This window comes from Actinomycetospora sp. ABD4_176, assembly GCF_056311855.1.
In genome coordinates this window covers 4931608-4952381 of sequence record NZ_CM149974.1, presented here as the reverse complement: position 1 = coordinate 4952381, position 20774 = coordinate 4931608, and the positions used below count along the sequence as shown (strand labels likewise).

The window sequence follows — 20774 nt, the reverse complement described above, 5'->3', positions numbered from 1 at the left end:
CGGTTCGGCCGCACACCGCTCACCTCGCCGCCGGGGGCGGATGTGCCCGGACGGCGCAGCGTTCTCAGGCGGGAACCGTCTCCCTCTCAGGAGGACCGCTCGGCGTCCGTCCGGCGGATGGGCCTACCGTCTGGGGAGGCACGGTAGGCACCGCCGATGCGACGGCGGAGCCCGTTGTCGGAACGGTCACGCCGGGGAACTCCGGGGGCCCGTGCGACGACGCGGACCGTGGCGGGACCGCCGGGAGACGGCGGGACGCGACGAGGAGCACGGGTGGACGACGCGAGGATCACCGCGCTGGCGCTGCGGGCGCGCGACGGCGACCGCGCCGCCGCGGGCGAGTTCGTCGCCGCCACCCAGGCGCAGGTCTTCCGGCTGCTCGCGCACCTCGCCGACCCGTCCGTCGCCGAGGAGCTCGCCCAGGAGTGCTACGAGCGCGCGCTCGGCTCCCTGCGGCGCTACCGCGGCGACGCCCCGGCCCGCAGCTGGCTGCTGGCGATCGCGCGCCGGGTCGCCGCCGACCACCTGCGCCGCCGCGCCCGCCGCCCGGTCGCGCACACCGAGCCCACCGAGGACGACCGCCCCCTCGGCCGCGCGCCGCAGTCCGACCCGGCCGAGTCCGCCGCGGTCCGCGACGCCCTCGCCGCCCTCGACGCCGACCGGCGCGAGGCGTTCGTGCTGACCCAGGTGCTCGGGCTCAGCTACGACGAGGCCGCGGCCGTCGTCGGCTGCCCGATCGGCACCATCCGCTCGCGCGTCGCCCGGGCCCGCACCGACCTCGTCGACGCCCTCGGCGAGCCCGGTCCGGAGCGCCGGCACCGGTCCGGATGATCGGCGGGAACTCCGGTCGCGGTCCGGGCGACCAGCAGGGCGTGTCCCGTTCCCTCGACTGCGACGCCTGCCGGGAGGCGGTGTCGGCCGCGCTCGACGGCGAGGGCGACCCCGCGGAGCAGGCCGCGGTCGACGCCCACCTCGCCGGCTGCGCCGCGTGCCGCGACTGGCAGCAGCGGGCGGCGGCGATCACCCGGCGGGCGCGCACCGGGACCGCGGACACGGGACCGGACCTGGTGGCGCGCGTCGTCGACCACGCGCCCGGCCCCCGCGTGCGGTGGCGCGGCACCGCCGCCCGCGTCGGGCTCGCGGTGGTGGGCGCGGCGCAGGCGACGCTCGGGCTGGTCCCGCTGCTCGGCACGATCGACGACACGGCGGACCACACGCATCCGGCGGCGGGCGACCCGCTGATGGTCCTCGGCGCCGAGCTGACCCACGCCACGCACGAGAGCGCGGCGTGGAACCTCGCCCTCGGGGTGGCGTTCCTCGCCGCCGCGCTGTGGCGCCGCCACGTCGCGGGCCTGCTCCCGGTGCTCGGGGTGTTCATCGCCGTGCTCGCCGTGATGAGCGGGATCGACCTGGTCGCCGGACGCGTGGAGCCCGCCCGCGTCGTCGCGCACCTGCTGCTGGTGGTCGGCTTCCTGCTCGTCGTGGCCGTCGTGCGCACGGTCCCGCGGCCCGGCCCGGGCCCCTCACCGGGCGCGCGGTGGCGGCGGGACGGGGAGCGCCGGATCACGCCGGACGGCCCCGAGCCCGCCCCTGCGGCACGCTGGGATCGTGAGTCCGACGTCGCCTGAGCAGGGTCCCGCGCCGCGCCCGTCGGGAGCGAAGGACGCCCCGGCTGCGTCGCGGGCAGCGAAGGACGCCCTCGCTCCCACCGTGCCGGGCGCTGCAAGCGCGGTGGGCGTGGTGGGTGCGGTCGCCGCCCTGGTCGTGGTGGTCGTCGTCCTGCGGGGTGGCGCGCCGTCGGCCGCCCTGGGCGTCAGCGTGCCGTCGACCGGTGTCCGCATGGTCGCGCCGCTCGCGCGCCTGGCCGTCCTGCTCGCCGCCGGCGCTTGCCTCGGCGGGCTGGTGGGGGCCCTCGTCGCGCGGCCCTCGACGGGCGGGGCCCGCGGGCTCGGGGCCCACGGGTACCGCGCGGTGCGGTGGGCCGGCGGCGCGGCCGTCGTGTGGGCCGTGGGGGCGACCGTCGCGGCGGCGGCCACGGTGCTGGCCGCGACCGGTGGCGACCTGCGGGTCCTCACCGCGCCGGGGCCGTTCGTCGACGCCGCGAGCGCCCTCGAGGAGCCCGTCGGCTTCCTCGTCGCCGCCGTGCTCGCCGCGGTCGTGGCGCTGATGTGCCGGGTGACCCTGTCCTGGCGCACCGCGGCCGGCGCCGTGCCGCTCGCCGTGCTCGCGATCGTCGCCCCGGTGGTGAGCGGACAGGTGGCCAGCGCCGGCGCGGGCCACGACATCGCCACCGACAGCGCCGCGATCGGGGCGGTGGCGACCGCGGCGTGGCTCGGCCTCCTGGCGCTCGACGCGCTCGTGCCCGGCCCCGACCGGGACGTCGCCCGGCGGGCCCGGCCGGTGGCCCTGGTCGCCGCGGGGGTCGCGGTCGTCGCCACGCTCGTCACGGAGTCCGTGCTCGTGCGCGGGGCGTGGCTCACCGGGGTGCACGGCCCGCTCGCCGTCCTCCAGCTCGCCCTGCTCGCGGCCGCCGCGGCGGCCACCGTCGCGTGGGCCCGCGACCGGCCCACGGCGCCGGTCGCGCTGTCCCTGCTGGCGGGCGCGGCCGGAGCGGGCGCGCTGCTGGCCGTGGAGCCCCCGCCGGCCCTGACCTCCCCGACGACGATCCAGGACACGCTGCTGGGCTTCACGCTCGACCCGCCGACCGTGCTCGGGCTGCTGGGCCCCGGGCGGCTCAACCTCCTGTGGGCCGTGATCGCGGTCGTGCTCGCGGGCGCCTACCTGGGCGGGGTCCGGCGCCTGCGGGCCCGCGGGGACCCGTGGCCGCCCGGACGCACCGCCGCCTGGCTCGCCGCGTGCGCGCTCCTGCTGTGGGCGACGAGCTCGGGGCTCGGGGCGGCCGCGATGGGGATGTTCAGCGCGCACATGGGCGTGCACATGCTGCTCTCGATGCTCGTGCCGATCCTGCTCGTGCTCGGCGGGCCGGTGACGCTCGCGCTGCGCGCCCTGCCCGCGCACCGCGCCGGCGAGGTCGACGGGCCGCGCGCGTGGCTCCGGTCGCTCCTCGACGCCCCGGTCCCGCGGCTGCTGACCCACCCGCTGGTGTCGCTGGTGCTGTTCGTGGGCTCGTTCTACGTGCTGTACTTCTCGCCGCTCTACGGCGCGGCCCTGCCCTACCACTGGGCCCACCAGCTGATGTTCGTGCACTTCCTGGCGACCGGCTACCTGTTCTTCTGGCCGATCATCGGGGTGGACCGTTCCCCCCGCCCCCTGCCGCACATCGGGCGCCTCGCCCTGCTGCTGGCCTCGATGCCCTTCCACGCCTTCTTCGGCGTCGCCCTCATGAGCACCGACCACGTCATCGGCGAGCAGTTCTTCCGCCAGCTCGCCCTGCCCTGGGTGCCCGACCTGCTCGCGGACCAGACCCTCGGCGGCGGCATCGCCTGGGCCTCGGGCGAGCTGCCGCTGCTCGTGGTGATCGCTGCGCTGCTCGTGCAGTGGTCGCGGGCCGACCAGCGCGACGCGGGCCGTCGCGACCGGCACGCCGACCGCGACGGCGACGCCGAGCTCGCGGCGTGGAACGCGATGCTCGCCGACCTGGCGAAGGGACGCTAGGGAACACCTTCGGGGCCGCCGGGAACCGCTCGGGGCCCGTCGACGACCGGACGACTGCCCGACCCCGAGACCGACCCCGAGACCGACCCCGAGACCGACCCCGAGACGAGGAGACACCCCGGATGGCCCGGCCCACCCAGCGCTCGACGCGCCCGAAGCGCCCCACCCCGCCGCGGACGTCGTCGCGGATGCCCATGATCGTCGGGGCGGCGGTCGTGCTGCTCGTCGCGGTGGTGGTGATCGGCGGCGTGCTCCTCTCGGGCGGCAACGGGGAGTCCTCGGGGCAGGCGATCCCCGCCGTCCCGGCGCCCGCGCAGTACGCGACGACGGTCGAGAACGGCGTCGTCGTCGCCGGCGGCCCCGCGCCGCACACCGTCGACATCTACGAGGACGCGCTCTGCCCGGCCTGCCAGGCCTTCGAGCAGCGCTACGGCGACCGCATCGCCGAGGCCGTCGCCGCCGGCCGCGTGCAGGTCCGCTACCACCTCGTGAACCTGCTCGACCAGCGCTCCGAGCCGCCCGGCTACTCCTCCGCCGCGGGCAACGCCATGATCTGCGCGGCCGAGAACGGCGCCTTCCCGGCCGTGCACGCGAGCCTCTACGCCGCCCAGCCCTCCGAGGGCGGGCGCGCCTACGACACCGCCCAGCTCGTCGACCTCGGCCAGCGCGCCGGCGCCGGCCCCGGCTACGCCGACTGCGTGCAGAGCAACCGCCACACCGGCGAGGTCGCCGTGAACTTCCAGCAGGCGCAGAACGACCCGGCGCTGCTGCAGGGCGGCAGCTTCGGCACCCCGACGGTGGTGATCGACGGCCGGCGCGTCGAGCTCGGCTCGCCGGCGCTCGACCAGGTCCTCAGCGGCTGAGCGGCGCCCGCACCTCCGTGATCGCGACGGGTGCTCCGCCGGGGCGACGTCATCGACCCGGCGGAGCGCTCGCAGCGATCACCGCCGGCGGGCCGGCGGATCCGTGACGGCCGGTGCTGCGTCAGACCCCGTGTGGACACCGAGAACGACCTCGCCGCCCTCCTGCGCCGCCAGGACGGGGTGCTCAGCCGAGCGCAGGCCCTCGCCTGCGGCCTCTCCCCCGCGGCGATCAAGCACCGGCTCTCCCGGGGCCTCTGGACCCTGGTCTGGCCCCGCGTGTACCTGTCGGCCGCGCACGCCATCGGTCCGCGGGCGCGGGTGCGTGCCGCGTCGCTGTGGCTGGGGAGCACGGCGACGCTGATCGGTGCGGGCGCGGCGTGGTGGTGGCGTCTGCTCGACGAGCCGCCCGACGTGCTCCGCTTCGCGGTGCCGCCGGATCGCCGCGTCCGGAGTCGTCGCCGGGTGAGGGTCGTGCGCCGGGAACGTCTCGGGCGGCGCGGCGCGGTCGACGGCGTGCCCGTGGTGTCGAAGGCGTACGCGGTGGTCGACGCCGCCGCCGAGCTGGGCCTGCGACGTGGCGCCGATCTCGTGGACCGCGCGCTGCTCTCGCGACGCGTCACGCTGGAGGCGCTCCGGCGCGCCCACCACGAGCGGCTGGGATGTCCGGGTTCCGCGATCGTGGGCCGGCTGCTGGTCCTCGCCGCCGGTGGCGCGCGCTCCGAGGCCGAGCGGCGGCTGCACCGCCTGCTCCACGCCGCGCGGATCGTCGGGTGGGTCGCCGACCACGCGGTGGATCTCCCGGGGTACGGCACGGCGGTCCTCGACATCGCCTTCCCCGAGGTGCGCGTCGTCGTCGAGGTCGACGGCTGGGCCTTCCACCGGGATCTCCCGGCCTTCCGCCACGACCTCGCCCGGCAGAACGCGCTCGTGCTCGCCGGGTGGACGGTGCTGCGCGTGACCTGGCACGACCTGGAGGGTGACGCCGACGCCGTCATCGCGACGCTGACCGCAGCCCTCGTCCCGGCGGCGTGATCGTCAGGAGTGCTCCCCGCGGGCGGTGTCACCGACCCCGCGGAGCACTCGCGGCGATCAAGGGCAGGGCCCGGCCCTACCGTCCCCGCAACCGCAGGCTCGACGTCACGACCAGGAGCGACGACAGCGCCATGGCCAGGCCCGCGAGCAGCGGGTTGAGCAGCCCTGCGACGGCCAGCGGGATCGCCGCGACGTTGTAGCCGAACGCCCAGCCGAGGTTGACGCGGATCGTGCGGTGGGTCGCGCGGGCGAGGGCGAGGGCCTCGGGGACGGCGGTGAGGTCGTCGCGCACGAGGATGACGTCGGCGGCCTCGAGCGCGACGTCGGTGCCCGTGCCGACGGCCAGGCCGAGGTCGGCGGCGGCGAGGGCCGGGCCGTCGTTGACCCCGTCGCCGACCATCGCGACGACCGCCCCGGCCGCGCGCCGGGACGCGAGGAACGCCAGCTTCCCCTCGGGCAGCACGCCGGCCACGACCTCGTCGATGCCGACCGCGTCGGCCACGGTCCGGGCGGCGCGCTCGTGGTCGCCCGACAGCAGCACCGGCTGCAGGCCGGCCGCCCGCAGCGCCGCGACCGCCGGGGCCGCGCTGGGCTTCACCTCGTCGGCGAGCACCACCGCGCCCCGCACCGCGCCGTCCCACCCGACGGCGACCACGGTGCGCCCGGCCTCCTCGGCCTCCGCCCACGCGTCCCGCAGCGACGCCGGCACCTCGCCGACGAGGTCGGGCCGGCCGACGGTCACGGTCACCCCGTCGACCACCGCCCGCGCGCCGAGGCCGGGCAGCGCCACGAACTCCTCCGGCTCGGCGGCCGACGACGGGCAGGCCGCCACGACGGCCGCCGCGATCGCGTGCTCGGAGCCCCGCTCGACGGTCGCGGCCCGCGCCAGCACCAGGTCGGGGTCGTCGCCGAGCACGGCCACCACCGTCATCCGGCCCGTGGTCAGCGTCCCGGTCTTGTCGAGCACGACGGTGTCGACGCGGCGGCTGGTCTCGAGGGCGTGGTGGCCCTTGAGGAAGATGCCCCGCCGCGCGCCGCGTCCGGACGCCACGACCATCGCCATCGGCGTCGCCAGTCCCAGCGCGCAGGGACAGGCGATCACCAGCACCGCGAGCGCGGGCGAGAACGCCCGCGCCACGTCCCCGGTGCCGAGCCACCACGCCACCCCGGTCGCCACGGCGAGGACGACGACCGCGGGGACGAACCACGCCGAGATCCGGTCGACGAGGCGCTGCACGTCGGCCTTGTCGGCGCGGGCGTCGCGAACCAGGCGCACCATCCCGGCGAGCGCGGTGGCCTCGCCGACCGCGGTCGCCTCGACGACCAGCCGCCCCGAGGTGGCGACGGTGCCGCCGACCACCCGGTCGCCGACGCCGGCGTCGTCGGGCACCGGCTCGCCGGTGAGCATGCTGCGGTCCACCGCCGAGCGGCCGGCCACGACCCGCCCGTCCGCGGCGACCTTCTCCCCCGGGCGCACGACGAACCGCGCGCCCACCTCGAGCGAGGCCACCGGGATGCGCCGCTCGGTGCCGTCGTCGTCGAGGACCGTGACGTCCCGGGCGGCGAGCCGGGCGAGCGCGGCCAGCGCGTCCCCCGACGCCCGGCGGGCCCGGCGCTCGACGTAGCGCCCGGCGAGCACGAACGTCGTCACCCCGGCGGCGACCTCGAGGTACACGGGCCCCGTCGGGTGCAGCAGGAGCTCCCACGTGCTGCCGACGGGCACCGTGCCGTCCCCGCCGAGCACCGCGCCGAGCGACCACAGCGTCGCCGCGACGATGCCCAGCGAGACGAGCGTGTCCATCGACGTCGTGCCCTGACGCAGACCCGCCCACGCGCGCCGGTGCAGCGGCCACGCCGACCACACGACGACCGGGGCGGCGAGCGCGGCGAGCACCCACGCCCAGCCGGGGAAGCGCAGCGAGGGCACGGCCGTCATCGCCAGCGCGAGGTCGGCGACCGGCACGAACAGCGCCGCGGCGACGACCAGCCGGCGCCACAGGTCGCGCAGCTCGGTGTCCTCGGCCGGGGCGTCCCCGGGCTCGTCGGCGACGGGACGGGCGGGCCGCGCGGTGTAGCCCAGCCGACCGACGGTGTCGACGACCGTCGCGGTGGTCACCTCCGGCGAGGAGAGCACGACGCGCGCGCCCTCCCCGGCGTAGTCGACGGTCGCGGTCACTCCGTCGATCTTGTTGAGCCGCCGCTCGATCCGCGCCGCGCAGGCCGCGCAGGTCATGCCGCCGATCTCGAGGTCGAGCACCGGCGCCGGGTCGGCCGGGGCGACGTCGGTGGTCGGGTTGGTGGTCGGGGAGGTGGTCGGGTCGGTGGTCGGGGAGGTGGTCACAGGCCCACCAGCTCGGCCGCCCAGGCGGGGAACGTGGCCACGATCGCCGCGGCGATCGCCAGATACCAGGCCGCGAGGCCCCAGCCGTGCCCGCGCAGCGTCGCCGGGGCGCCGCCGAGGCGCCCCGCGCGCAGGTTCGCGACGGTGACCCACCAGAACATCGCGATGACCGCGACCCAGGCCACCATGCACCACGGGCACAGGGCGTGGATCACCGCGAGGCTCTGCACGATCAGCCAGTGCACGAAGAGCATCCCGGCGGTGGTGCCGGCCTGCAGCGACCACCACGCCCAGCGGGGCAGGGCCACGCCACCGAGCACCAGGGCGCCCGCGGCCGCCGCGACCGGGAAGGTCAGCAGGCCGATCACGGGGTTGGGGAAGCCGAGCAGCGACGCCTGCCAGGTCCTCATGATCGTGCCGCAGGACAGGACCGGGTCGATGCTGCAGGACGGCACGAACGTCGGGTCGGCGAGCAGCGCCAGCTTGTCCAGCAGCAGGACCAGCGACACCACCGCGCCGGCGAGCCCGCCGACGAGCAGCACGGCGCCGACCGCGCGGCCCGGGACCGTCCCGGCGTCCGGGTCCGGCACCTCGGCACGGTCCTCGGGGGATTCGACGACGACGTCCACGCCTCGATGGTCCCCCCGCAGAGCGGGCAGGACCTCGGTGGGGGCAGTTCGGCTGGCCACACCGTGCCGGTCGCCGCGGGGCCCCGCGGAGTTCCGGGCCGCCGCGGGCGTCACCCCGACGAGGCCGTCTACCGGTCGACGACAGGGCCCGACGGACCGTCGTCCTAGACTCGACGGACGCGCCCGTCACTCCACGGGGCGACGCAGGAGGAACCCGCCAGGTGGAACGGCCCTGATCCATGAGCGCGCGACGGACGACCCGATGACAGCTCGATGACACAGCCCGCGGGCCCGGCCGGTCCCTCGCCCGGGGCGACCGGCTCCCCCATGCCCCCCTACGGGCTCGTCGCGCGGCTGGGCGACTGGTGGCAGGCCCGCGCCGACGCGCGCGCCGGGCTGCCCAGCCTCGAGCCCGGCCGTCCCGTCGGCACGCCCTCGCTCGAGGAGTACCACCAGGACTTCCTGGCGCGCGTGCACCGCGAGCGGCTCCGCCTCGACGTCGAGATCGCCCCGATGCACCAGACCCGCGCGACGACCGCCGCGCGCCTCCCCGAGACCGAGGAGGCGCTCGCCCGGGCGCGGGCGCGCCTCGACGCGATCCCGGTCCTGCTCGACGCCGAGCAGCTCGCCGTGCGCCGCGGCGGCGAGGGCGAGACCGCGCAGGACGTCGTCGCCGCCCGCCGCGCCCGCGAGCACGAGGCGGTGCGCCGGCCCCTGGTCGACGAGGCGGCCCGGCTGCACGCCCAGCTCACGCAGATGCGCGTCGAGTACGCCCGGCTGGCCAGCACCATCAGCGCGTGCGAGCTGGTCGGCGCCACCCGCGTCCGGCGGCTGCACGCCCAGGTGATGCGCCGGATCAGCGCCTACGAGCGCCACCTCGTGCGCCGTCACCCGGCAGGCGACCGCATCGGCCCGGCGCTCGCCGCCCAGCACCCGGTGGTCCCCGGCTGGGTCGCGGCCGCGGAGGCAGGAGATCCGGCGATCCCGGACACCGGCCCCGTCTCCCCGCCGACGGGCTTCCCGACCACCTCGTCCGCGCGCACCGGATCGAGCGCCCCGCAGGGCGCCGCGACCCCCCAGGAGCAGTGATGGCCACCCGCAGGTTCTGGCCCGGCCGCCGCGGCGGCACCGGCCGTCCCCCGACCCCGGCCGGCTCGCCCCCGGGCACCGACCCGTCGGCGCCCCGCGGGACGCTCTCCAGCCTGCCCGGGATCTCGGCGGGCCCGGGGACGCCCGAGGAGCTGCGGTTCGCGCAGGTCTACGCCGCCGACCGCGTGGGGCCGATGCCCTACCCGAACCAGGCGACCCCGGACGTCGGCGCCGCCCGCGGCCGCGTCCGCACGCTCGTCGCGGAGCTGCTCGACGGTGTCGACGAGGGCACCGGCGCCGCCCTCGACCCGCTGATCGCCTCCTGGGCGTCGGGGTGGCTCTCGCGCATCGACTCGCAGCACGCCGACCACCAGGCCGTCATCGACCGCCTCGTCGGCGGCGCCCGCCAGCAGCTCGCCGAGGCCGAGGCCGCCCACGAGCGCGACCGCCGCGCCCTCGCCGTCGCCCGCCGCGACTACGACGAGGCCCGCGAGCGCCTGGGCGAGCCGGTGGCGGCCGCGGCCCCGGGAGGGACGGGAGCGCCGCGGCCCGCCTCGCGCCGGACGGGCGCGGCAGCCGACGAGCCCGGTGCCGCGTCCGGTCTGGAGCCCGGTGTCGCACCCGCCGACCCGCCCACGGGTCCGATGCCCCGGCCGGTGGGCGGCGCGTCGGTCGACGGCCCGCCGCCGCGTCCCGGGCACGCCGACCCCGCGCGCCCCGGCCGGCACGGGAGCGATCGGTGAGCGCCCTGTTCGACCGCTCCTCGCGGCGCGGCGGCGCCGACGACGAGGGCCCGCGCCCGCGCTCGTACCGCGACGCCACGCTGATGATCAACCGCTCGCGGGAGGACTACCTCTCGCTGACGATCATCCTGCTCGCGATCGGTGGCGACATCGCCGCGTTCTACGTCGTGCTCGCGCGGGTGTTCCGGGGCTCGCCGTTCCTCATCGTGCTCGGCACCGTGGGGTTCGCGGCGGCCGCGGTCGGGCTCGCCCACCTCGTCGGCCAGGGCCTCGCCCGGCGGCGCTGCGGCGACCCGCGCGCGTCGGTGACCCTGACCGTGCTGGCCGCGGTCACCTGGGCCACGCTCGGCGCGGCCGCGTTCTACACGCGGCTGATGACCCCGAGCGGCTCGTCGTCGGGCGGCTTCGGCTCGGGCGGCGGCTTCGGCTCGGGCGGCGGCTTCGGCGGGGGCTCGGGCGGCGGCGGCTTCGGCTCGGGGGGCTCCGGCGGCGGCTTCGGCTCCGGGGGCGGCGGGGGCTTCGGCGGGTCGTCGGGCGACATCGACATCAACGCCCTGCTGCCCGCGCTGCTGTTCGGCGCGCTGTTCCTCGCCAGCGGCATCGCGGCGATGGTGGCGACGTTCGTGTCGTTCAACCCCGTGGCGGGCGCGCTGCGCCGCGCCGAGCGCCGGATGCAGGACGCGACCGAGCGGGAGCGCGGCAGCCGCGCCGAGCTCGAGCGCGCCCGCGAGGCCCTGCGCCAGCAGGAGAACGAGCGCGAGCGCGAGGACCAGCGCTGGCGCGCGGCCCGCCAGCAGGTCGTGGCCGAGATGCTCGAGCTGCAGAACTACGCGCGCACCCTCATGGCGTCGAAGAAGGGCAACCCGTCGGTCACCGACGGCCTGACCGGCTCGTCGTTCTACCCGCTGTTCACCCCGGCCAGCGAGGTCGTGCCCGGCGAGGAGGCGCCGCCCGAGCTTCGCCCCTTCCTGCCGACCGCGGCCGAGCCCAGTACGAACGGAGATCATCGTTGAACCGAGTGACCGGTCTGCTCGCCGTGGTGCTGGCCGGTGCGCTGGCCGCCGGGTGCTCGAGTGACGACGGCGGCGCCGGCGGCGGGTTCGCCGGCGGGGGCGGCGGGGCCCTGTCGTGCCCGGTGCCCGTCGGACCGATGGCCTTCGCGGTGTCCGGGCGCGCGAACTCCCCCGAGCCCGGCCTCCCGCAGGCCGTCCAGGACGCGACGGTCTCGACGCTGACGCGCGCGGTCGACGAGGACTACCGCCCCCGCATCACGCTCATCAACGTCGACGGCCGGCCGGTCTCGGCGGGCAGCGACACGTTCTCCTCCGACGCCGGCAACGGCGTCGCCGCCGAGGACGACCGCAACGCGTTCCTGAACGGGTTCGGCGAGGCGCTGACCGGCCTGCGGGCGCAGACCCCGGAGGTCGACGTGCTCGGCGCGCTCGACCTCGCGGGGCGCTCCGCCGGCGCGGGTGGGCAGGGCGGCCGCCCCGGCACCGTCGTGCTCGTCGACTCCGGGCTCTCGACGGTCGCCCCGCTCGACTTCCGCCAGCGCGGCCTGCTCGACGCCCCGCCCGCCGAGACCGTCGAGGCGCTGCGGGCCAACGACGCGCTGCCGGGCCTGCAGGGCGTCACCGTGGTCCTCGCGGGCCTCGGTGACGTCGCGGAGCCCCAGCCGGCGCTGAGCCCCGCCCAGCGGTCGTCGCTGGTCGCGCTGTGGACCGCGGTCGCCGAGGCCGGCGGCGCCTCGTGCGTGGCCGTCGTCGACGAGCCGCGCGGCGGCGACGCACCGAGCGACGTCCCACCCGTCAGCGTCGTGGACGTCCCCCCACCGCCGACGATCACGCCGGGACAGACGACCACGCTGCCCGACGACAATTCCGTGGGGTTCCAGCCCGACACCGCGGAGTTCCGCGACCGGAATGCGGCGCGCGCCGTGCTGACGCCTTTCGCGCAGTTTCTGGAGGAATCCCCGTCACGGCGTCTCGCGCTCACGGGCACGAGCGCGCGGGCGGGCACCCCGCAGGGACAGGTCGACCTCTCCACCCGGCGCGCGGAGGCCGTCAAGGCACTGCTCGTCGAGCTCGGGGCGCCCGCCGACCGCATCAGCACCCGGGGCGTGGGCAGCCAGTTCCCGGGCTACGTCGACGACGTCGGCCCCGACGGCCGGCAACTGCCGGGCCCGGCGAGCCAGAACCGGACGGTGATCGTCGAGCCGACCGGGTGACCGGTCGGTGACACGCCGTCGACACACCCCGCTCGGCGCATTCCCCGAGAAACGTGGCTGCCGTCACAGCACGATGTGATCACGGAGATCTCCTGCCGCGCGCACCCGGTCGGAGCAGCGCCGATACGGCTGTGTGCGTTCCGGGACACAGGGTATCTGTATCGATTCTGCCGACCGTACGGCCTCGGGGGGTGGTTACGGGCCGGCCGCGCGCTGCCTAGCGTCGTCTCCCCGGAAGCGTCACCGACGTCCGGAGGACACATGACCGCAGCCGCAGACCGGAGCCCCGACACCGCGGCTGGCCTCGAGTACACCGAGGCCGATGTTCATCAGGAGTTCGGCGAGAACCCGGTCGAGGTCCGGGACACGAACCATTACCAAGAGGAGTACGTCAAGGGGTTCGTGGACAAGTGGGACGACTACATCGGCTGGGAGGGTCGCGCCGCCAGCGAGGGGTCGTTCTTCATCGACCAGCTGAGTGCCCGCGGCGTGGAGAAGGTCCTCGACGTCGCCACCGGCACCGGGTTCAACTCCGTCCAGCTCCTCAAGGCCGGTTTCGAGACGGTCTCCGCCGACGGCAGCGCGGAGATGCTCGCCAAGGCCTTCGAGAACGGTCGCCAGCACGGGCACGTCCTGCGCGTGGTGCAGGCCGACTGGCGCTGGCTGAACCGGGACGTCCACGGCGAGTACGACGCGATCATCTGCCTGGGCAACTCGTTCACGCACCTGTTCAACGAGCGTGACCGGCGCAAGGCGCTGGCCGAGTTCTACGCGATGCTCAAGCACGACGGCGTGCTGATCCTCGACCAGCGCAACTACGACGAGATCCTCGACCACGGTTTCTCGTCGAAGCACAAGTACTTCTACTGCGGTGACACGGTGACCGCGGAGCCCGAGTACATCGACGACGGGCTCGCCCGGTTCCGGTACACGTTCCACGACGACGGTTCCGTGTACCACCTCAACATGTTCCCGCTGCGCAAGGACTACGTGCGCCGGCTCATGCGCGAGGTCGGGTTCCAGAAGATCGACACGTACGGCGACTTCCAGGAGACCTACGGGACCGAGAGCCCCGACTTCTGGATCCACGTCGCGGAGAAGACCTACCGACCGGACGACGAATTGACCGAGAGCTACTCGACCGCGGTCCACACCGCGCGCGACTACTACAACTCGACCGACGCCGACACCTTCTACCACGAGGTCTGGGGCGGCGAGGACATCCACGTCGGCCTCTACGACACCCCCGACGAGGCCATCGCCCCGGCCTCGCAGCGGACCGTGGAGCGCATGGCCGAGGGCATGGGCATCACCGCCGAGACCCGCGTGCTCGACATGGGCGCCGGCTACGGCGGCTCGGCCCGGTGGCTCGCGAAGCAGTACGGCTGCCGCGTGACGTGCCTGAACCTCTCCGAGGTCGAGAACGAGCGCAATCGCGAGAAGAACCGCGCGCAGGGCCTCGACCACCTCGTCGACGTCGTCGACGGGTCGTTCGAGAGCATGCCGGTGCAGGACAACTACTACGACCTCGTGTGGTCGCAGGACGCGTTCCTGCACTCCGGCGAGCGCGCGGCGGTCGTCCAGGAGATCGACCGCGTCCTCAAGCCGACCGGGCAGGTCGTGTTCACCGACCCGATGGCCGACGACGACGCCGACGTCTCGGCGCTCTCGCCGATCCTCGCGCGCCTGCACCTCGACACCCTCGGCTCGCCGGGCTTCTACCGGGACGAGTTCGCGAAGCACGGGTTCTCCGACTTCACGTTCGAGGACCACACCCACCAGCTCACGACCCACTACGGTCGCGTGCTGGCGGAGCTCGAGGCCGCGGAGCCGAGGTTCAAGGGCGCGATCTCCGACGAGTACATCGCGAACATGAAGACGGGCCTGCGGAACTGGGTGAACGGCGGCCAGAGCGGCCAGCTCGCCTGGGGCATCTTCCGCATCAAGCGCTGACGCGCTCGCTGCCCTGACGCACGAGGGCCGGGCGGGGACCCCTCACGTGGTCCCCACCCGGCCCTCGACGTCTCGCAGGCAGGACCCGAGGTGCGAGCGATGCGGCATCGCTGGCGTCAGACGCCAGAATCGCCACATCCTCGCCGGCGCGACACGCCGGATCAGCGTGCGTCGTCGAGCGCCCCGGCCAGCGCGTCGGCGACGGCCTCGCGACGCCCGGGATCGCGGCGCAGGGACCGCGACAGCTCGAGGTGCACGAACGCCGCGCCCGCCGCGGCCGCGGCGCGCCCCTGCACGTTGCGCCGCCCGAGGAGGTCCGCCCACCGCGGGTCGTCGCCCTCGCCGACCCGCTCCCCCACCGCCGCCAGCCGCGCCCGGACGGCGTCGAGCAGCGCGCCCGGCGGTGCCGCGCCCGGCGAGAGCACGACGTCGACGTCGCCCCGGTCGGCGAACCCGTGCAGCTGGACCTGCGCCAGCCCCCGTGCCGCGAGCGCCGCCGCCACCCGCGAGAACGCCGCGTCGTCCCGGGCGGCGACGTCGGCGGGGAAGTCGGCGCGCACGCAGGCGTCGGCCGGCGCCCCCGCGCCCCGGTGCGCGCCCGCCTGGAGGTAGAGCACCCCGGGCCGGCGGTCGGCGAGCGCCAGCCCGACGTGCTCGGTGTCGAGGTCCGCGTTCGGGTGCGGCACCTCGACCACCGCGCCCGGCGCCACCCCGCACCGGAGCGCGAGCACGAGCCAGGCCCGCTCGGCGCCCGGGTCCGACGCGAGCAGCAGGCGCTCGCCCTCCTCCGTCGCCGCGAGCCCCAGCGACGCCCCGCACGACGACGCCGCGGCCGCGTCACCGCGCGCGAGGGCCTCGGCCAGCACGCCGAGCGAGGCGACCTCGCCGTTCTCCGGCGGGCGGTAGGGCCCGCGGCGGCGCATCTCCGGGACGAGGCGGGCGGCCATCCGCGTCAGCTCCGTCCCGCCCACCGCCGCGACTCTGCCAGCCGGTGGACTTCCTGGCGTCCGGTGCCGGCGTGGACGCCACGCCGGCCACGGCCACGGGCACGGGCGAGCCCCACGGCCCGGGCGCCCTCAGCGGGCGGGGCGCGGCGGGCCCCAGACCGGGCGCGCGGCGGCGAGAGGGGTGCCGGGGACGGGCGCGTGGCGGATCGGCGCCCGCCGCGGAGGTCCGCCCGCAGCCCCGCCCCCGTCGATGCCCACAGCCCCGCCCCCGTCGATGCCCGCAGCCCCGCCCGCCTGCTCCCGCGGCGCGAGGCGGATCAGCGACGAGGGCCGCCGCACCAGCCCCGGCACGCCCGCGCGGGCGGTCGGGGCCAGCGGCGAGCCGGGCAGGACGGCGGTGGAGGGCTGCGGCTCGACCGCGGCGGGGGCCGCGAGCGTCGCCGTCACGACCTCGGGCGCCGCGGCCACCGGCCACGGGGCGCGCCGCTGGGGTGTGGACGCGAGCCGGCGGCGGGCCCGGCGGCCGCGGGGGACCACGCTCGGGCCGGCGTCGTCGAGGCGAGCGTGCCGCCCGACCGGACCGGACGACGCTGCTCCGGGAGGTGTTGCCGGTGCTGCCATGTGGCCCAGTGTCGACGGCCGGAACGGTCCGTCTGGACCGGGGGACGGGCGCTGCGCCGTCGGTGTGGCGGCCCCGGTGGTCCCGATGACCGGCCGCAGCGGAGGATGGCGACACGCGCCGTCCGAGGTGACACGGATCCCGCCCGGAGCAACGCCTCCGTCACCCGCACGTCGCACGTGCCGGGTCGACGGCGACCCCTGCAGCAGCCATCGCCCGCCGACCAGGGAAGCTGAGGCCCATGACGTCCCCGTCGTCCTCCCCCACCGCCCGCGGCACCGAGGAGCCGAGCTTCGCCGAGTCCGCGCGGCTGCAGGCACGCCTGCACGACCTGGTCCCCGGCGGCGCGCACACCTACGCGCGCGGCTCGGACCAGTACCCCGAGCACATGACACCGGTGCTCGACCACGGGCGGGGCGCGCGGGTCTGGGACGTCGACGGCAACGAGTTCGTCGAGTACGGCATGGGCCTGCGGTCGGTGACGCTCGGTCACGGCTACGAGCCCGTCAGCGCGGCGGTGCGCGCGGTGCTCGACCGCGGGCTGAACTTCTCGCGCCCGACCCGCCTCGAGGTCGACGCCGCCGAGGACTTCCTGTCCCTGGTGTCCGGCGCGGACATGGTCAAGTTCGCCAAGAACGGCTCGGACGCGACGACGGCGGCGCTCAAGCTGGCCCGGGCGGCGACCGGCCGCGACATGGTCGCCGTCGCCGACCAGCCCTTCTTCTCCACCGACGACTGGTTCATCGGCAGCACCCCGATGGACGCCGGCATCCCCGACACCGCCCGCGCGGGGACGGTCGGGTTCGCCTACAACGACCTCGGCTCGCTGCGCGCGCTGTTCGACGCGCACCCCGGCCGCCTCGCGGCGGTGTTCCTCGAGGCCGCGACGGCGCTGCAGGAGCCCGCGCCCGGCTTCCTCGAGGGTGTCCGCGAGCTGTGCACCGCGCACGGCACCGTGCTGGTCTTCGACGAGATGATCACCGGCTTCCGGTGGTCGGCGCACGGCGCGCAGGCCGTCTACGGCGTGACGCCGGACCTGTCGACCTGGGGCAAGGCCATGGGCAACGGCTTCCCCGTCTCGGCGCTCGCCGGCCGCCGCGAGCTGATGGAGCTCGGTGGGCTGCGCACCGACGCCGACCGCGTGTTCCTGCTCTCGACCACCCACGGCCCCGAGACGGTCGGGCTCACCGCGTTCCGCGCGGTCGTCGACGTCTACCGCCGCGAGGACCCGGTGGCCACGATGCACCGCCAGGGCACGAAGCTCGCCGAGGCGTGCAACGAGGTGGTCGCCGCGGCCGGGCTCACCGACTTCGTCGACGTCGTCGGGCACCCGGCGTGCCTCGTCTTCCGCACGCGCGACGCCGACGGGCCGTCGCAGCCGATGCGCACCGTCTTCCTCGCCGAGCTGCTGCGCCGCGGGGTGCTGGGGCAGTCGTTCGTCATCTCCGCGGCGCACACCGACGACGACGTCGAGCAGACCGTCGCGGCCGTCGCGGGCGCGCTGCCCGCGTACGAGAAGGCCCTCACCGACGGCCCGGAGGCCGTGCTGGAGGGCCGTCCGGTGGCCCCGGCCCTGCGGGCGACGGCCGCGCCCCGCCGCCTGCGCTGAACCGGCGGCGGGGCGGGCACCGGGGTCAGACCGGCACGGCCTCGCCGTCGTAGGCGGCCGCGAGCTCCTCGGGCATCGGCGCGAGGTCCGAGGCGCGGTGGAAGTCGCGCAGCGTCGTGCCGGTGCAGCGCGAGTCGACGTTCACCGAGCCGCGACGGGACGCGACGTCGTCGATGTCGACGATCCGGAAGTCGATCGAGAACCGGGTGCGCCCGGAGGTGTTGGGCACCGAGGAGTGCAGCTGGTTGCCGGAGAACACCATCATCCCGCCGACCTCGGGCACGACCCGCACCTGCGGGTCGAGCTCGATGGGCTCCTCGGGCGTCGGCTGGTCGCGGGTGTCCTTCCCGATGTGCTTCGCGGCGTCCTTCCGGCTCGACCTGTTCCACTCGACGTAGTCGTAGCGGTAGGAGCCGTTGGCGATGCCCTGCGTCATGTACTTCGGGTGGAACGCCATCACGTTGTCGCTGCTGACGGGGTAGACCGGCATCCACCAGTTGGTCTGCGACATCGGCGCCGAGTACCACGTGTCGCGGTGCGGGTGGAACGCGAACGCGATGCCGGTGGTGAGGTAGTCGTCGGAGGTCGACGTGCGCAGGCGCGGGACGTCGAAGTAGGTGCGGTCCAGGTCGCAGCCGCGCTCGGACAGGATCGCCGGCAGCAGTTCCTTGCACCGCGGGTGGTGGATGAACCGGGGCTTGAGCTCGGCGAGCAGCGCGGCGTAGTCGTGGACGTCCATCGAGTACTGCGCGAGCTCCGGGTCGAGATCGCCGAACGCCTCCTCGACGAGTTCGCGGGTGAACTCGACGAGGGCGAGCGTGCTCGGGCTCGCGCCGTAGACCACCACGTCGCCGCGGTACAGGTGCTCGCGCCGGGTGGCGTCGTCGAACGACGGGTTCGAGAGCACGTTGGTCACTGGGTACCTCCTCGGGCCGACCGGTCCGTCCCCCCTGCCGCGGGCGCCGCCCGCGTGGAATCACCGGTTCGGCGGCAAGGTACCCGTGACCGCGACCGCGGAGTGCACCGCGTCACGCCGATGGACCACCCGTTCGTGACCATCGGACATACCGGACGCGTCGTCGGCGGCGACCCCTGCGGACGCTCCGTATCCGGACGGCGTGGGCGGCGTGGGCGTCGTCGTCCGCCCGCCACCCCTTAGCCTCGGGTCCGCAGGCACACGCGAGGGGGGACGGCATGGCGGCGCGCTGGCTCGTGACCGGCGGGGCGGGGTACATCGGCGGGCACACCGTCCGGGCCCTGCGCGCGCGGGGCGACGCGGTGGTGGTGCTCGACGACCTGTCGACCGGCCTGCCCGAGCGTCTCGACGACGACGTCCCGCTGGTGCGCGCGAGCGTGCTCGACGGCGACGCGGTCGCGGCGGCGCTCACCGGGCACCGGCTCGACGGCGTCATGCACTTCGCCGCCCGCAAGAGCGTGCCCGAGTCGGTGGCGCGCCCGCTGCACTACTGGCACGAGAACGTCGAGGGGCTGCGCAGCGTCCTCGACGCCTGCGCCCGGGCCGGCGTCGAGCGCTTCGTCTACTCCTCGAGCGCCGCGGTGTACGGGGCGACGACCGGTCCAGGAGGCACGGGCGTCACCGAGGACTCCCCCACGGTGCCGGTGAACCCGTACGGCACGACGAAGCTCGCCGGCGAGTGGCTGCTCGCCGACGTCCACCGCGCCACCGGCCTGCGCTACGTGGCCCTGCGCTACTTCAACGTCGCCGGCGCCCGCGACCCGCGCCTCGCCGACCGCGGGCAGGCGAACCTCGTCCCCATCGCGCTCGAGGCCGTCGCCCGGGGCGCGGCACCGACGGTCTTCGGCACCGACTACGACACGCCCGACGGCAGCTGCGTGCGCGACTTCGTGCACGTCGACGACCTCGCCGACGCCCACGTCGCCGCGACAGCGCTGCTCGACGGCCCGTGCGCCGAGACGCTCAACGTCGGCGTCGGCCGCGGCTTCTCGGTGCTCGAGGTGATGGCGACGGTCGCGCGCGTCGCCGGCCGCCCCGTCGAGCCCGCCGTCGCCGCCCGGCGCCCGGGCGACCCGGCCGCCGTCGTCGCTGACGTCACCCGCATCGGTGAGCGCCTCGGCTGGCGGGCCCGCCACGACCTCGACGACATCGTCGCCTCGGCCTGGGAGGCCCTGCTCAGCCGGTCGGCGTCAGCGTCCTGACGACGCGCCGGGCCATCCCGGTGCCCTTCCGGGCGACCTTGCCGAACAGCTCGGCCACGTCGGTGAGCGGCGTGAGCACCACGCGGTGCATCGCGAACGGCGGGTCCTGCGGCCCGACCAGGCCCGGACGGGTGGTCACCGCGGCCCGGTAGCCCGCGGCGCGCGCCAGCTCCATCGTCTGCTGGTCGTAGTCGCCGGCGTTCCCGTTCGGGTAGGCCAGCAGGTCCACCGGCTGCCCGAGCCCCTCCTCCAGCGCCGCCCGCGACGCCGCGAGCTCGTGGCGCTGGGTGTCGGCGTCCTCGCGGGCGAGGATCGGGTGGGTGACGGTGTGCGACCCGATCCCGTGGCCCGTCGCGGCGAGGGCCCGCGCGCCCGCCCAGTCGAGGAACATCGGCGGGCGCTGCGGGGCCGGCGGGGCGATCCGCTCGGCGATCCGGGACACCGCCTCGACGCGCGTCGCACGGTCGACGAGCTTGAGCTCGTCCTTCAGGGCGTCCTGCGCCGCACGCCGCGCGACCGGCGTCGTCAGGTCGTGCGTGCGCCCCGCCCACTCGAGCGAGGTGGCGGTGCACCGGTCGAAGGCGTCGGCGAGCTCCTCCCACCAGGCGCCGATGCGCCCGGAGAGGATGTCCGAGACGAGGAAGAAGGTGCCGTGCAGGCCGCGCCGGTCCAGCGCCGGGACGGCGGCGTCGAGCCAGTCGGCGTAGCCGTCGTCGAAGGTCAGGGCCACCGCGCGGGGCGGCAGCGAGCCGCCGGCGGCGAGGGTGTCGACGGCCTCGGACAGCGGGACGACCGTGCCCAGCCGGTCGACCGCGGCGAGCTGGCGCTCGAAGCCGCGACGCCCGGCGCCCGGGGCGGCGGGGTAGAACGGCGTCGGGTCGATGTTGTGCCAGCCGAGCACGAGGAGCCGTCGACTCATGGCGCCCGAC

At 76.2% G+C, this 20774-nt stretch carries 18 protein-coding genes; 12 read left to right on the top strand and 6 right to left on the bottom strand.

Annotated elements, in window-relative coordinates; translation table 11 throughout:
- The first annotated feature begins 273 nt into the window (after positions 1 to 273).
- From ACYX4T_RS23950 to ACYX4T_RS23930, 5 genes are all read left to right on the top strand, one after another.
- A complete protein-coding gene (locus ACYX4T_RS23950) occupies positions 274 to 831 on the top strand; it encodes a sigma-70 family RNA polymerase sigma factor (RefSeq protein ID WP_476011716.1) in 558 nt (185 codons plus the stop codon).
- Positions 832 to 872: 41 nt separating this feature from the next.
- Positions 873 to 1628, top strand: a complete 756-nt coding sequence (locus ACYX4T_RS23945) for a zf-HC2 domain-containing protein (protein WP_476011715.1) — start codon at positions 873 to 875, stop codon at positions 1626 to 1628.
- Positions 1629 to 1740: 112 nt separating this feature from the next.
- Complete coding sequence (locus tag ACYX4T_RS23940) at positions 1741 to 3615, top strand: cytochrome c oxidase assembly protein (protein WP_476011714.1); 1875 nt, start codon at positions 1741 to 1743, stop codon at positions 3613 to 3615.
- A gap of 122 nt (positions 3616 to 3737) precedes the next feature.
- Entirely contained in the window at positions 3738 to 4478 is a 741-nt protein-coding gene (locus tag ACYX4T_RS23935; RefSeq protein ID WP_476011713.1) for a DsbA family protein, read from the top strand.
- Between the two features lie 132 nt (positions 4479 to 4610).
- Positions 4611 to 5510, top strand: coding sequence for an endonuclease domain-containing protein (locus ACYX4T_RS23930; protein WP_476011712.1), 900 nt, complete (start codon positions 4611 to 4613; stop codon positions 5508 to 5510).
- A gap of 76 nt (positions 5511 to 5586) precedes the next feature.
- Here ACYX4T_RS23930 and ACYX4T_RS23925 read toward each other — a convergent pair whose 3' ends face one another.
- Both ACYX4T_RS23925 and ACYX4T_RS23920 read right to left on the bottom strand, forming a co-directional pair.
- Entirely contained in the window at positions 5587 to 7851 is a 2265-nt protein-coding gene (locus ACYX4T_RS23925) for a heavy metal translocating P-type ATPase (protein WP_476011711.1), read from the bottom strand.
- Entirely contained in the window at positions 7848 to 8480 is a 633-nt protein-coding gene (locus tag ACYX4T_RS23920) for a vitamin K epoxide reductase family protein (protein ID WP_476011710.1), read from the bottom strand. The genes ACYX4T_RS23925 and ACYX4T_RS23920 overlap by 4 nt, the downstream gene beginning before the upstream one ends.
- A 273-nt stretch (positions 8481 to 8753) precedes the next feature.
- Between ACYX4T_RS23920 and ACYX4T_RS23915 the strand changes: the two genes are divergently transcribed.
- From ACYX4T_RS23915 to ACYX4T_RS23895, 5 genes are all read left to right on the top strand, one after another.
- On the top strand, positions 8754 to 9569 hold the full coding sequence (locus ACYX4T_RS23915) for a hypothetical protein (RefSeq protein ID WP_476011709.1): 816 nt from the start codon (positions 8754 to 8756) through the stop codon (positions 9567 to 9569).
- A complete protein-coding gene (locus ACYX4T_RS23910) occupies positions 9569 to 10312 on the top strand; it encodes a hypothetical protein (protein ID WP_476011708.1) in 744 nt (247 codons plus the stop codon). Before ACYX4T_RS23915 ends, ACYX4T_RS23910 begins: the two co-directional genes overlap by 1 nt.
- Complete coding sequence (locus ACYX4T_RS23905) at positions 10309 to 11325, top strand: hypothetical protein (RefSeq protein WP_476011707.1); 1017 nt, start codon at positions 10309 to 10311, stop codon at positions 11323 to 11325. Before ACYX4T_RS23910 ends, ACYX4T_RS23905 begins: the two co-directional genes overlap by 4 nt.
- A 5-nt stretch (positions 11326 to 11330) precedes the next feature.
- Positions 11331 to 12539, top strand: coding sequence for an OmpA family protein (locus ACYX4T_RS23900; protein ID WP_476011706.1), 1209 nt, complete (start codon positions 11331 to 11333; stop codon positions 12537 to 12539).
- Between the two features lie 261 nt (positions 12540 to 12800).
- Complete coding sequence (locus ACYX4T_RS23895; protein ID WP_476011705.1) at positions 12801 to 14492, top strand: glycine/sarcosine N-methyltransferase; 1692 nt, start codon at positions 12801 to 12803, stop codon at positions 14490 to 14492.
- A 161-nt stretch (positions 14493 to 14653) separates the two neighbouring features.
- Here ACYX4T_RS23895 and ACYX4T_RS23890 read toward each other — a convergent pair whose 3' ends face one another.
- Together ACYX4T_RS23890 and ACYX4T_RS23885 are read right to left on the bottom strand one after the other, a co-directional pair.
- Positions 14654 to 15463 carry a hypothetical protein gene (locus ACYX4T_RS23890; protein WP_476011704.1) on the bottom strand — a complete coding sequence of 270 codons (810 nt, stop codon included), beginning with the start codon at positions 15461 to 15463 and terminating at the stop codon, positions 14654 to 14656.
- Between the two features lie 105 nt (positions 15464 to 15568).
- A complete protein-coding gene (locus ACYX4T_RS23885; RefSeq protein ID WP_476011703.1) occupies positions 15569 to 16060 on the bottom strand; it encodes a hypothetical protein in 492 nt (163 codons plus the stop codon).
- Positions 16061 to 16299: 239 nt separating this feature from the next.
- On the opposite strand from ACYX4T_RS23885, the gene ACYX4T_RS23880 reads away from it, so the two are divergent.
- A complete protein-coding gene (locus ACYX4T_RS23880; RefSeq protein ID WP_476011702.1) occupies positions 16300 to 17667 on the top strand; it encodes a glutamate-1-semialdehyde 2,1-aminomutase in 1368 nt (455 codons plus the stop codon).
- A 25-nt stretch (positions 17668 to 17692) separates the two neighbouring features.
- Here the strand turns inward: ACYX4T_RS23880 and ACYX4T_RS23875 are convergent, their stop codons facing one another.
- Positions 17693 to 18583 carry a phytanoyl-CoA dioxygenase family protein gene (locus ACYX4T_RS23875; RefSeq protein WP_476011701.1) on the bottom strand — a complete coding sequence of 297 codons (891 nt, stop codon included), beginning with the start codon at positions 18581 to 18583 and terminating at the stop codon, positions 17693 to 17695.
- A gap of 278 nt (positions 18584 to 18861) precedes the next feature.
- On the opposite strand from ACYX4T_RS23875, the gene galE reads away from it, so the two are divergent.
- Positions 18862 to 19845 (top strand): UDP-glucose 4-epimerase GalE, encoded by a 984-nt coding sequence (galE, locus tag ACYX4T_RS23870; protein WP_476011700.1) that lies wholly within the window; start codon positions 18862 to 18864, stop codon positions 19843 to 19845.
- Here galE and ACYX4T_RS23865 read toward each other — a convergent pair.
- Complete coding sequence (locus tag ACYX4T_RS23865) at positions 19820 to 20764, bottom strand: polysaccharide deacetylase family protein (protein WP_476011699.1); 945 nt, start codon at positions 20762 to 20764, stop codon at positions 19820 to 19822. The two genes, galE and ACYX4T_RS23865, sit on opposite strands and share 26 nt — an antisense overlap.
- Positions 20765 to 20774: the final 10 nt, after the last annotated feature.